Annotated in this window: 13 protein-coding genes; 4 read left to right on the top strand and 9 right to left on the bottom strand. The window is 66.0% G+C overall.

The features are described 5' to 3' along the window. Positions 1-33: 33 nt before the first annotated feature. Positions 34-1,845 carry an aspartate--tRNA ligase gene (gene aspS / locus NNY25_RS06870; RefSeq protein ID WP_265570606.1) on the bottom strand — a complete coding sequence of 604 codons (1,812 nt, stop codon included), beginning with the start codon at positions 1,843-1,845 and terminating at the stop codon, positions 34-36. 110 nt (positions 1,846-1,955) lie between these two features. Between aspS and rnd the strand changes: the two genes are divergently transcribed. Further along, entirely contained in the window at positions 1,956-3,125 is a 1,170-nt protein-coding gene (rnd, locus tag NNY25_RS06865) for a ribonuclease D (RefSeq protein WP_265570605.1), read from the top strand. Positions 3,126-3,142: 17 nt separating this feature from the next. Beyond that, a complete protein-coding gene (locus NNY25_RS06860; RefSeq protein WP_265570604.1) occupies positions 3,143-3,430 on the top strand; it encodes an I78 family peptidase inhibitor in 288 nt (95 codons plus the stop codon). On the opposite strand, the gene NNY25_RS06855 is transcribed toward NNY25_RS06860, so the two are convergent. From NNY25_RS06855 to NNY25_RS06840, 4 genes are read right to left on the bottom strand one after another with little or no spacing between them, the layout of a single operon-like run. After that, positions 3,431-4,900, bottom strand: a complete 1,470-nt coding sequence (locus tag NNY25_RS06855; RefSeq protein ID WP_265570603.1) for a Ppx/GppA family phosphatase — start codon at positions 4,898-4,900, stop codon at positions 3,431-3,433. Then, on the bottom strand, positions 4,897-7,038 hold the full coding sequence (locus tag NNY25_RS06850; RefSeq protein ID WP_265570602.1) for an RNA degradosome polyphosphate kinase: 2,142 nt from the start codon (positions 7,036-7,038) through the stop codon (positions 4,897-4,899). The genes NNY25_RS06855 and NNY25_RS06850 overlap by 4 nt, the downstream gene beginning before the upstream one ends. After that, positions 7,025-7,648 (bottom strand): HdaA/DnaA family protein, encoded by a 624-nt coding sequence (locus NNY25_RS06845; protein ID WP_265570601.1) that lies wholly within the window; start codon positions 7,646-7,648, stop codon positions 7,025-7,027. The genes NNY25_RS06850 and NNY25_RS06845 overlap by 14 nt, the downstream gene beginning before the upstream one ends. Positions 7,649-7,652: 4 nt before the next feature. Next, positions 7,653-8,837: a heavy-metal-associated domain-containing protein gene (locus NNY25_RS06840; protein WP_265570600.1), complete on the bottom strand. Its 1,185-nt coding sequence runs from the start codon at positions 8,835-8,837 to the stop codon at positions 7,653-7,655. Positions 8,838-8,905: 68 nt separating this feature from the next. Here NNY25_RS06840 and purM point away from each other — a divergent pair, with 68 nt between their 5' ends. After that, entirely contained in the window at positions 8,906-9,988 is a 1,083-nt protein-coding gene (gene purM, locus NNY25_RS06835) for a phosphoribosylformylglycinamidine cyclo-ligase (protein WP_265570599.1), read from the top strand. Continuing rightward, a complete protein-coding gene (gene purN / locus NNY25_RS06830) occupies positions 9,978-10,541 on the top strand; it encodes a phosphoribosylglycinamide formyltransferase (RefSeq protein ID WP_265570598.1) in 564 nt (187 codons plus the stop codon). Before purM ends, purN begins: the two co-directional genes overlap by 11 nt. Here the strand turns inward: purN and NNY25_RS06825 are convergent. The 4 genes from NNY25_RS06825 to NNY25_RS06810 all read right to left on the bottom strand — a co-directional run bounded on the left by NNY25_RS06825 (position 10,538) and on the right by NNY25_RS06810 (position 12,493). Continuing rightward, positions 10,538-10,924, bottom strand: a complete 387-nt coding sequence (locus tag NNY25_RS06825) for a VOC family protein (RefSeq protein WP_265570597.1) — start codon at positions 10,922-10,924, stop codon at positions 10,538-10,540. The two genes, purN and NNY25_RS06825, sit on opposite strands and share 4 nt — an antisense overlap. Positions 10,925-11,018: 94 nt before the next feature. Further along, positions 11,019-11,441, bottom strand: a complete 423-nt coding sequence (gene ndk / locus NNY25_RS06820) for a nucleoside-diphosphate kinase (protein ID WP_265570596.1) — start codon at positions 11,439-11,441, stop codon at positions 11,019-11,021. A 94-nt stretch (positions 11,442-11,535) separates the two neighbouring features. Beyond that, positions 11,536-12,000, bottom strand: coding sequence for a hypothetical protein (locus NNY25_RS06815; protein WP_265570595.1), 465 nt, complete (start codon positions 11,998-12,000; stop codon positions 11,536-11,538). Positions 12,001-12,070: 70 nt separating this feature from the next. Then, complete coding sequence (locus tag NNY25_RS06810) at positions 12,071-12,493, bottom strand: hypothetical protein (protein WP_265570594.1); 423 nt, start codon at positions 12,491-12,493, stop codon at positions 12,071-12,073. Between the last annotated feature and the right edge of the window lie 18 nt (positions 12,494-12,511).

Here is a 12,511-nt window from a genome sequence, read left to right as displayed (position 1 = left end):
ATGCAAGGCAAGTCCCGTTAACCGCAGCGCGGCTTAGGCGTCCTCGACGACCTCTGCCGGATTGACCTTCGCCTTGGGCGCCTCGACGATCCTGATGCCCAATTCCTTGAGCTGGAGCGGCGTCACGTTGGACGGTGCGTTCATCATCAGGTCTTCCGCCTTCTGGTTCATCGGGAAGAGGATGACTTCGCGGATGTTGGGTTCGTCGGCGAGCAGCATGACGATGCGGTCGACGCCCGGCGCCGATCCGCCGTGCGGCGGCGCGCCGAACTGGAACGCACCGATCATGCCCGGGAAGTTCGTGTCGACATCCTGCTTGGAATAGCCGGCGATCTCGAACGCCTTGTACATGATGTCCGGGCGGTGGTTCCGGATTGCGCCCGAGGAGAGTTCGACGCCGTTGCAGACGATGTCGTACTGCCAGGCAAGGATGTCGAGCGGATCCATCGTCTCGAGCGCTTCCATCTCGCCCTGCGGCATCGAGAAGGGGTTGTGCGAGAAGTCGATCTTGCCGGTCTCCTCGTCCTTCTCGAACATCGGGAAGTCGACGATCCAGCAAAAGCGGAATTCGCCCTCGGCGATCAGCCCCAGCGATTCCGCGACGCGGGTGCGCGCGAGGCCGGCGAGCTTTGCGGCCTGCGCTTCGGGTCCGGCGGCGAAGAAGATGCCGTCGTCGGGGCCAAGGCCCATCGCGTCGGCGATCTTGTCCATGCCTTCGGTGCCGTGGTTCTTGGCGATCGGGCCGCCCCACTCGCCGCCCTTGCGGGTGGCGTAGCCCAGGCCCGCGAAGCCCTCGCCGCGCGCCCAGTCGTTCATCTCGTCGAAGAACTTGCGGCTCTTCTCTGCGGTCGCGGGCGCGGGCACCGCGCGCACCTTCATGCCCTTCTCGACCAGCCCCGCGAACAGTCCGAAGCCCGATCCGACGAAGTGGTCGCCCACGTCCGAGATGACCAGCGGGTTGCGAAGGTCCGGCTTGTCATTGCCGTACTTGAGCATCGATTCCTTGTAGGGAATCCGCGGGAACGCGCCCTCGGTGACGCTGCGCCCGTTCGCGAACTCGCGGAACAGGCCGGCGAGCACCGGCTCGATCGCGTTGAAGACGTCGTCCTGGGTAACGAAGCTCATCTCGAAATCGAGCTGGTAGAATTCGCCGGGGCTGCGGTCGGCGCGCGCATCCTCGTCGCGGAAGCAGGGCGCGATTTGAAAATAGCGGTCGAAGCCCGCGACCATCAGCAGCTGCTTGAACATCTGCGGCGCCTGCGGAAGCGCGTAGAACTTGCCCGGGTGGACGCGGCTCGGGACGAGATAGTCGCGCGCGCCCTCGGGGCTCGACGCGGTCAGGATCGGCGTCTGGAACTCGGTGAAGCCCTGCTCGATCATGCGGCGGCGGATCGATGCGATCACCGCGCTGCGCAGCATGATGTTCCTGTGCATCGTCTCGCGGCGCAGGTCGAGATAGCGATACTTGAGGCGGATTTCCTCGGGATAGTCCTGCTCGCCGGCCACCGGCATCGGCAGTTCGGCCGCTTCCGACTGGATCGTCACGGAGCGCGCGAACACCTCGATCGCGCCGGTCGGCAGGTTCTTGTTGACCGTGCCCTCGGCGCGCGCCTTCACCTCGCCGTCGATCGTGACGACGCTCTCGACCCTGAGCTTGTCGAGGATCGCCAGCGCGGGGCTGTCCTCGTCGGCCACGATCTGGGTGATGCCGTAATGGTCGCGCAGGTCGACGAACAACACGCCCCCATGGTCGCGCTTCCTGTGGATCCAGCCCGACAGGCGGACGGTTTCGCCGACGCTCGAAGCGTCGAGCTGGGCGCAGTGATGGGTGCGGTAGGCGTGCATGGAAAAACTCTTATCCGGATGTGATGTGACGAAAATTTCGCGCGGGCGCCGCTTCACCGTGGCGGAACCTCTTTGTCAAGGCACCGAAACGCGCTAGGGCGCGCGAACGTATGAAAATTCACCCCCTGATTACCGACACCAAGACGCTCGACGCGCTGGTCGACCGCCTCGCGCAGAAGGATTTCGTCGTCGTGGACACCGAGTTCATGCGCGAAAATACCTACTGGCCCGAACTCTGCCTGATCCAGATCGCGAGCGACGAGGAAGCTGCCGCGATCGACCCGCTCGCCGAGAGCATCGATCTCGAGCCCCTGCTCGACCTTCTCATCGAGGAAGAGGAAGTCCTCAAGGTCTTCCACGCGGGCGGCCAGGACCTTGAGATTTTCCACAATCTGGCGGGCGAAGTCCCCCATCCCCTGTTCGACACGCAGATCGCCGCGATGGCGCTGGGCTATGGCGAGCAGGTCGGTTACGCCAACCTCGTCCAGGCCGTGCTCGGCATCACCATCGACAAGGGCGCGCGCTTCACCGACTGGTCGCGCCGCCCGCTCGACAAGCGCCAGCTCGATTATGCGATCGCCGACGTCACCCACCTCGCCGAGATTTTCCCCAAGCTGCTCACCCAGCTCAAGAAGACCGGCCGCGGCGACTGGCTCGACGAGGAAATGGCGCGGCTCGCCGACCCGTCCTCCTTCGCCTTCGAACCCGAGGACGCGTGGAAGCGCATGAAGCTGCCGAGTCGCAAGCCGTCGGTGCTCGGCCGCCTTCGGGCGCTCGCCGCCTGGCGCGAGCGCGAGGCGCGCCACAAGAATTTGCCGCGCGGACGCATCGTCAAGGACGACACGCTCGGCGAACTCGCCAACCATCCGCCCAAGTCCCAGGCCGACCTCGTCAAGGTGCGCGGCCTCTCGGCGGGCTGGAAGAACAACGATATCGGCGCGCGGCTCATGAAGGCCATCGCCGAGGCCGAACCGCTCGAGGATGGCGACCTGCCCGCCAAGCAGCCGCGCCGCCCCGGCCTCACCAAGGATGCCGCCCTCGTCAGCGACCTCCTGAAGCTGCTCCTCAAGATCCGCGCTAAGGAAGCCGGGGTCGCACCGCGCCTTATCGCCCGCGCGCAGGAACTCGAATATCTCGCCGCGGGCGTGCGCGAGGATCTCGACATCCTCTCGGGCTGGCGGTTCGAGGAGTTCGGCCGCGACGCGCTCGACCTGGTCGAGGGCCGCCTTGCTTTCGCCACCGAGAACGGCAAGCTCAAGATGAGCCGTATCGACGGCTGACCGACGGGAGACCCTCCATGCGTATCGCGATTCTCACCTTGCCCCTCGCCCTCGCCGCCTGCGCGACCGACGGCGACGCCATCCCCCAGCGTGGCACCGGTGCCGTATGCGATCCGGCGGGTCTCGATCGCTTTGCCGGCCAGCCCGCGACCAGCGCCCTCGGCGCCGAGATGATCGCGACGACCGGCGCGGGGGCGTTTCGCTGGGTCCCTCACGACAGCGCCATCACGATGGAATTCCGCCCCGACCGGCTGACCGTATTCCTCGATGCCGCCAACAGGGTCGAACGCGCCAACTGCGGCTGATCAGGTCAGCACCAGCCTCGCTTCGGCGCCCATTGCGAGCGCCAGCTGCTGGTGCCGCTTCTCGACCGCGGGCGAATAGAGCGCGGCCAGCGTCTCGGGGAGCGACAGGTCGAGCTTGCCGCCTTTGAGCGCGATGTCGCCCTTTGAAAGCGGTCGCAGCGTCCCCGCCGAAAAACGTTGGGCAAGCCGGATCGCGAGGCCCCATTGCTCCGCGCGTGCGGCATCGCCGTCCTTGAGCAGCGCATCGAGCTCCAGAGGGAACGTCTCGCCATTTCCGAACGCGGCATGGAGCGCCCGCCCCAGCAGCACCCGTCCTCGCCCGTTGATCCCGACCCAGTTGCCATGGACGGCAAGGTCGACCGCGCGTTCTGCGCGATAGTCCGGATGCGCGTTCCACGCGATGTCGCCGAGCAGGCACGCGGCCAGCCTCAGCCGGGCCAATTTCTCGGGCTCCTTGGGAAACAGCGGCGCGATCCACTGGTCGAGCTGCGCGCCATGGTCGCCGAACCGCCCGAGCTTGTGGCCGACCTCGAACGCGGCGGCGAGCAGCGGGTCCTCCTTGCGCCGACGCCAGTCGAGATCGCGGTAGAGCACGCCCTCGCGAAGGCCGAACGCGCTGACCTTGATCTTCCTGGGCGCCAGCACCTCGATCAATGTCTCGAGGATCGCGATCGCGGCCGGCAGGTGCGGCACGCGCTGGCCCGACACGTTGCCGATGTCCTTGATCTCGTCCTTGGTCGCTTCCGCCACATAGTCCGCAATCGGCCCGAGCTGGTCGCGCCGCAGCCGATGCTGGTGGACGATCGGGAGCGGGTGTTCGACCAATTGCATCTCGAGCTGCGCGATGGCGCGGAACGAGCCGCCCACGAGGTAGAGGTTGCTGCCCCTGGCCGCCGCGGGGATTTGGGTCGACGCGAGTGCCTCCTCCAGCATCGTGCGGATCGCGTCCCGGTCCGGATCGGACCCGACGCGTAGGACGCCGAGCGGAAGGCTCACCCCGCTGCCGACCTGTCCCCGCGCCACCCCGACCAGCTCGAGACTGCCGCCCCCGAGGTCGGCGACCACGCCCTTGGCCCACGGAATGCCCGACAGCACCCCTGCCGCCGATGTGACCGCCTCCTCTTCACCCGAAAGCACTTCCGGTTTGAGGCCGAGTTTCGCGACCTTCGCCAGGAAGGCCTTGCCGTTGGTCGCCTCTCGCACGGCGGCGGTCGCGACCGTACGGAAGCGTTTGACGCCCATCTGGCGCATCACCATCCGGAACCGCTCGAGCGTCCGCAGCGCAAGTTCGATCGCCTCCTCGTCCATCGCGCCGTCGCTGCCGATGGTGCGTCCGAGGCCTGCCATCACCTTCTCGTTGTAGAGCGTCGAGGGCACGCGCTCGGCCCCCGCATAGACGACGAGGCGGACCGAGTTGGACCCGATGTCGATGATGCCCACCGGGCCGAAATAGAGCGATTTCCTGGTCATCCGCGCTGGCTCAGGTCGAGCTTGGGCACCTTCTTGCCCTCCAGCGCATGTCCGCGCCCGGACAGCGACGGGTTGTTCATGAAATACTGGTGGAGGTTGAAACGCTTCTTGCCCGCCTCGACGCGCGCGTAGCTCCCGTCCGCCTGGAGCGTCCAGCTCTGCTCGTTGTCGATCAGGTTCGCGGTCATCACCTGGTCGAGAACTTGCGCATGCACCGTCGGGTTCTCGAGCGGGATCATATATTCGACCCGCCGGTCGAGATTGCGCGGCATCCAGTCGGCCGACGAGATGAACACCTTCGCCCCGCGATGCGGAAGCCGGTCCCCATTGGCGAAGACGAAGATACGGCTGTGCTCGAGGAAACGCCCGATCACCGACTTGACGCGGATGTTCTCCGACAGGCCTTCCACGCCGGGGCGCAGGCAGCAGATGCCGCGGATGACGAGGTCGATCGACACGCCGTGTTGGCTGGCAAGATAGAGACGGTCGATCACGTCGGGATCGACCAGCGAATTCATCTTCGCCCAGATCGCGGCGGGTTTTCCGGCCTTGGCATTCTCGATCTCGGCATCGATCAGGCGGTAGATGCGCGCGCGCAGGTTGACCGGCGAGATGGCGAGCAACTCCATCCGCCGCGGCGGGACGTAGCCCGTGACGAAATTGAACAGCTTGTTGGCATCGCGCGCCGCCCGGCGCGAGGCGGTGAAGAAGCTGAGGTCGGTATAGATGCGCGCGGTCGTCGGATGATAGTTTCCCGTTCCGAAATGGCAGTAGGTGCGCATCACCTCGCCTTCGCGCCTGACCACCATCGAGACCTTGGCGTGCGTCTTCCAGTCGATGAAGCCGTAGACGACCTGCACGCCCGCGCGTTCGAGGCGGCTCGCCCACAGCAGGTTCTGCTCCTCGTCGAAGCGCGCCTTGAGTTCGACGACCGCGGTCACCGACTTGCCGTTCTCGGCCGCCGCGACCATCGCGTCGACGATCTCCGACTGCTTGCCCGCGCGGTAGAGCGTCTGCTTGATCGCGATGACGTCCGGATCGTCGGCCGCCTGTCGCAGGAAGGCGACCACGACCTCGAAGCTTTCGTAGGGATGATGGACGACGAAATCCTTGGCGCGGATCGCTGCGAACGCGTCGCCGCCATATTCGACGATCCGCTCGGGAAAGCGCGGGCTGTAGGGCTCGAACTTGAGTTCGGGACTGTCGACGTCGACGATGTGGTGCAGGTCGGCAATGCCGATCAGCCCACCGGCCTCCACCGTCAGCGCGTCCTCGGCCTCCAGCCCCTCGACGATATTCTCGACCAGTTCCTCGGGCATGTCGGCGGACAGTTCTAGCCTGACCACGCGCCCGCGCCGCCGCCTGAGGATTGCCGAACGGAAGTAGCGCACGAGGTCCTCGGCCTCCTCCTCGACCTCGATGTCGCTGTCGCGCAGGACGCGGAACGCGCCCGCCGCACGCTTCTCGAAGCCCGGGAACAGCCGATCGAAAAAGGCGCGGATGACCGATTCGATGCGGATAAAGCGGTGCGACTTGCCGCGCTTGGGCAGCTGGATGTAGCGCGGCAGGCCCGCGGGCACGAGCAGCAGCTCGACGACGTCCTCGCCCCCGCGCAGCGGCGCCAGCTCGAAGATCAGGCCCATCACGCCGTTGGGGACGAACGGGAAGGGATGCGCCGGGTCGATCGCCTGCGGGGTCAGCACCGGCATGATCTCGGCGTCGAACTTCTCGGTAAGCCAGTGACGTTCCGACGGTGTCAGCTGGCCGCCCTCGATCACCTCGACCCCGGCCTCGGCCAGTGCCTCGCGCAATTCGAGCCACATCGCCTGCTGGTCGGCGACCAGTGCGTCGGCCTCCAGCGCCAGCTCCTCGAGCTGCCGGGTCGGGGTGCGCCCGTCGATCGAGAAATCCTCGAGCTTGCGCAGCTGTTGCCCCTTGAGCCCGGCCACGCGCACCATGAAGAATTCGTCGAGGTTGGATCCCGAGATCGACAGGAAGTTCAGTCGTTCGAGCAGCGGATAGGCGCCGTTCGCCGCTTCCTCGAGCACGCGGCGATTGAAGGCGAGCCACGAGAGTTCGCGGTTGAAGAAGCGCGTCGGACCGCTCTTGGCGATGGCCTTGAGGCTAGGCTTCCCCATCCGCCTCCCCGCCTGTCATCCCCAGCGCCTTGCGGATCGTCGGGATGGTCAGCCGTGCCCGGTCCGCCATCGCGTGCCTGTCGATCTGGTCCACCACCTGCTCCGCATTCCAGTAAGTCCGCTCGACGCGCGCGGCGATGTACCGGCGCGCCTCGTCGGGAAGGTGCAGTCCGCGGTCGGCAAAGTGAAGACCCAGCAGGGATTCGAACAGCTGGTCGTCGGGCTGCTCGATCGTGGTCACCGGCGTCACGGCGAGCCGCGTGCGCAAGTCTGGCAGTGCCGGTTCCCAAGCCGGCGGCGGGCTGTCTGCGACCATTACAAGCGGAAGGCCCGTCTCCTGCGCATGGTTCCACGCGTGGAACAATTCCTCCTCGTCGTGCCGCTCGGCATCGTCGAACAGTCGCCCGCCGATCTTGCGCGTGAACAGGCGGGCGAGAAGGCTGCGCCCCGAACGGCGCGGCCCCGTAATGATGGTCGCCTTGACCGGCCACAGGCTCCAGCGTTCGAGATGGTCGAGCGCTTGCGCATTGGCGGGCGAGGGAATGAAGCGCGCGGCGTCGCGCCCTTGCGGCCAGTCGAGCGGCAGCGCGATCTGGTCGACGCGTGCCATGGCCCTAGAGGGCGCCGCCCGCACCCGGCCGCGACATGGTGAGCACCCCGCCCTCGTATCCGACCTGCCATCCACGCGCGGTCAGGGCGCTGCGCAGGTCGCTCGCACTGCCGCGATAGCCCACGACGATGCTGCTCGACCCGCCGATGGCGAGGCTGTTCTCGATCACCGATTCGACCCCGGCGACCGAACGCAGCTGGTCGAGCCCGTCGTTGAGCGCGGCGGCATCGCCCGCGACGAGCCTGACTTGGTAGGCGGTCACTGGCACCTCGTCGGGCTCTTCGGCCTCCTTCTGTGGCGGCGGGCGGCGGACGGTGAAGCTGCTGTCGCGCTTGAGATCGCCCCGATTGTAAGCGCGCGTGTAGATGCGATCCATGCGCCGGACGCCCTCGGCCATCATCGCCGGGATGCCCTCGCTGTCCTCGGCGGTTAGCACGAACCCGCCCAGCGCCTCGCGCGACAGGCCTGCTCGCGCCACGAAGCGCGCCTGCGCCGGGCCTCCGGGGAAGGCGCGGTGCAGAGTGACTTCGGCGATCAGCACGTTGGCGGCTTGGTAATAGTCGGCGATCCCGCGCCACCAGCGCCGGTCGGGACGCCGCAGCGAGCCCGCATTGACGAGCAGCGGATCGACTCCCAGCCCCGACAGGCGGACATAGTCGATGGGACTTTCCGACGTGCGAAACTGCGCCCAGGCCCGCTGCCAGGGATTGCGCGTCTCGGTGGTGGTCGCGGTCCCGCCCGAAATGGTCAGCGGCACCAGCAGCATCGGCGGCGAGCGGCGCTGGCCACCGGATTCTCCCACCATCGCGCCCGCGCGCGTCCGGTCGAACAGCACGCCCAGCGTCGCGATATAGCGGTTGGGCCCGATCTGCTCGTTTTCCACGACGATCGCGCTGACCATCGAGTTCAAGGTCGCATCGTTGAGCTTTGGCGCTTCGGAGGCGGGGCGGCCCTTGTTCTTGGCCCACAGCATCGCAAACCCCTCGCGCTGGGCGATCTTCCACCCGTTGAAGCGCGCGTCCTCGGCATCCTTGCCCGCCACGTCGACCTCGATCCCGCCCACCTCGAGCAGCCCCTCGCTGTCGATCGGCAGGATCCCGCGGTCGCCGTCTTCCATCTGCGCCACCGCCCCGACACCGAGGAGGAGCGCGACGAGCGCGGCGAAAAGATATGGAAACGTCTTGGGCATGAGCTTCGCTAGGGCTTTTGGCGACAATCTCGTGGAAATCCAAGCGCGATGTGGCTAGCGAGGCGTTCATGAGCGACAAGTCACAGGGCGAAACCGGCCTATCCTATGCCGATGCGGGCGTCGACATCGACGCCGGAAATGCGCTGGTGAAGGCGATCGGCCCCTTGGCGAAGGCGACCTCGCGCCCCGGCGCGGACGTGGCGCTGGGCGGATTCGGCGGCTTTTTCGACCTCAAGGCCGCAGGCTATGACGACCCGCTGCTGGTCGCGGCCAATGACGGCGTCGGCACCAAGCTGAAACTCGCCATTGATACAGGCAGGCACGACACGGTCGGGATCGATCTCGTCGCGATGTGTGCCAACGACCTCGTCGTCCAAGGCGCAGAGCCGCTCTTCTTCCTCGACTATTACGCCACCGGAAAACTGGACAACCATGTCGCCACCGCAGTCGTCGCGGGGATCGCGGAAGGCTGCAGGCAGGCCGGCTGCGCGCTGATCGGGGGCGAAACGGCCGAGATGCCCGGCATGTACGCCGCCGACGATTACGACCTGGCGGGATTCTGCGTCGGCGCGGTCGACCGCGACAAGGTGCTGACCGGCGACAAGGTCGCGCCCGGCGACGTGCTCGTCGGCCTGGCCAGCTCGGGCGTCCATTCGAACGGTTTCTCGCTGGTCCGGAAGATTATCGAGCGTCAGGGCTGGACGCTCGACATGCCCCTGCCCTTCGATGCGGGCCGCACGCTCGGCGCGGCCCTGCTCGAACCCACGCGGATCTACGTCAGGCCGCTCCTTCCGCTGGTTAAGGCGGGCCGGATCAAGGCGCTCAGCCACATTACCGGCGGCGGGCTGCTCGAAAACCTGCCGCGCGTGCTCCCCGAGGGCGCGCGCGCGATGGTCGACGTCTCGGACCTCGACCTGCCCCCGTTGTTCGCGATGCTGCGCGAGGGCGGCAACGTCGCCAACGCGGAAATGGTGCGCACCTTCAACTGCGGCATCGGCATGGTCGCGGTGGTGGCCGAACCCGACGCCGACGCGGTCATCGCCGCGCTCTCCGAGGCAGGCGAGAACGCCATGATCATCGGTCGCATCGAAGCGGGCACCAAGGGCTGCACCGTCACCGGGGAAGGCTGGCAGGCATCGCATGACGCCTGACCCCGCCAAGGTCGCCATCCTCATTTCCGGTCGCGGCTCGAACATGCGCCGCCTGATCGACGCCGCCGACAATTACGAAGTCGTGCTGGTCGCCTCCAACCGTCCCGACGCGCCCGGCCTCGATTGGGCTGCAGAACGGGGGATCGCGACATGGAGCGAGGACTCGCGAGGCCAGGACCGCGCCGCCTTCGACGACAAGCTCGCCGTCGCCATCGAGACCTCGGGCGCGGGTACGATCGCGCTGGCGGGCTTCATGCGCATCTTGGGGCCCGATTTCATTCGCCGCTTTGAAGGCCGGATGCTTAACATCCACCCCTCGCTGCTGCCCAAGTACAAAGGCCTCGACACGCATGCCCGCGCGCTCGAGGCGGGCGATGCGGTCCACGGCTGCTCGGTCCACGTCGTCACCGAGGAACTCGATGCCGGCGAAGTCGTCGCGCAGGCCGAGGTGCCGGTGAAGGAGGGCGACACGGTCTCGACCCTCGAAGCCCGCGTCCTCGCCGAGGAGCACCGCCTCTACCCGGCAGCCCTCGCCCGTTTCGTCGCGCGCTAGCCGACCGGCGACATCCCCTCGGGATACCAGGTAAACTCGGCGCGCAGCCCGTCGGGGTCGGGGAGAAACAGCGCCTTCGCACCGTGAAGGTCCTGGATCGGCTGGGCGTCGATCCCTGCCGCAATCAGTTTCTCGCGCAGCTGTTCAACCGCCTCCGCGCTTTCCATCGCCAATCCCCAGTGGTTGAGCCCTGCGCCATAGCGTTGATAGGCGTTGGTGCCATCCTTCGCGGTCATCATCTGGAGGAAAAAGCCCTCGCCATCGGTCCAGATCCCGCGCTTCTCCTCTCGGAAACCCACGAGCGGCAGCAGGATGCCGTAGTGACGATCCGCCGCTTCGCGATCGGAATTGAGGATGGTCAGGTGGTCGATCTTGGCTTTCATTGTCGCTCCTTGTCGGCGCAAGATGGGAAGGCCGGCGCAAAAGAAAAGGGCGCCCGCATGCGGACGCCCTCCTGTCGATCGATGCGCGAGGCGCTTAGCCGACGATTTCTTCGGGCTTGAAGAAATAGTCGATCTCGATCTTGGCGTTTTCGTCGCTGTCCGAACCGTGGACCGAATTTTCGCCGATCGACAGCGCGTATTCCTTGCGGATCGTACCCTCGTCGGCTTCGGCCGGGTTGGTCGCGCCCATGATGTCGCGGTTGCGCTTCACGGCGTCCTCGCCTTCGAGCACCTGCACGACGACCGGCTCCGACATCATGAACTCAACGAGTTCACCGAAGAAGGGGCGTTCCTTGTGGACCGCGTAGAAGCCTTCGGCCTGTTCGCGGGTCATGTGGATGCGCTTGGAGGCGACGACGCGCAGGCCGGCTTCCTCGAGCTTCTTGGTGACCGCGCCGGTCAGATTGCGGCGGGTGGCGTCGGGCTTGATGATCGAAAAGGTGCGGGTGACCGCCATGGTGTGAACTCCGTCAGGAAAAGGGGGCATTGGAATTGCCGCGCCCCCTAGCCGCGCAGGCGCAATCCTTCAAGCCCGCACAGGAGAAACACCGTCAAGCGTCGGGCTTTTTGAACATGAATTGCGTCATACTTCCCTCACCCTTGGGAGAGAAAGAAACGTAGAAAGCGCCCTCGCCATCGGCTCGATCGGCAATCAGGACCACATCGCCGTTCGACCTGTCATCGCGGGAGGTGACGGTCAGCCCGTTTTCCCTGGCCGCCGCTTCATAATAGTCGCCCAGCTCTTTGGGCGACGCCGTGCTTTTGAAGCTGACCGTGGCGCCCTCTATGCCATTATTACTGGTGTCCCAGCGAAAATAATCGGTCGCGCCCGGATAGGATTTGAGGCCGTAAAGCATCTCTTCCTGTCCCGCGGAGGTTTCTTGCGGCGTGCTTGAGTTTTCTGCCTTGGCAGGCGCAGGATCTGCCGGCTTCTCGGCAACGTCCGCTGCATCGTCTGATGGACTTCCGCACGAGGCGAGCAGGGAAAGGGCGGCAAGGGTCAAAAGGTTACGCATTGAGCACTCCACGCTGGTTGCCGATAGACGCGAGCCATACCAGAACATCGCCCGCGGCTCACGTCGACGATCATTCGCCAAGATCAGTCACGATGATTTCCGTCTCGTTGCCTTCACGATTGATTGCCAACGCGAACCCACGATTGTGGTCCTTTCCGGCAGTGATACTCCCCATTTCCGGGCTTATCCGCGTCACCCGCGCCTCGACGCCGGCATCGGCCAATTGTTTTTCGTAGAAGCTCAAGACCTCTTCGACCGATTCCCCCGTGCGCTGGGTCACGACCCTTCCCGCCCCGGTCATCGAAAAATCGAGCTGGTCCTCGATCTTGGCGCCTGGGTAGAGTGTCAGGGGTTCGGGCAGCATTACGCTTGTCGCTTGGCCATCCGTGCCCTGAGGCTCCACGGTTTCTCGAGCGAGATCGTCACGGTCGTCGTTCTCGCTCCCGCAAGAGGCGAGCATGGCAAGGGCGGCAAGGGTGAGTAAGTTACGCATCGAACACTTCACGCTGAT

The organism is Sphingomicrobium nitratireducens (genome assembly GCF_026157035.1).
GTDB classification, from domain to species: domain Bacteria; phylum Pseudomonadota; class Alphaproteobacteria; order Sphingomonadales; family Sphingomonadaceae; genus Sphingomicrobium; species Sphingomicrobium nitratireducens.
The sequence above is the reverse complement of the archived record's forward strand: the minus strand, read 5'-3'. Positions and strand labels throughout refer to the sequence as shown.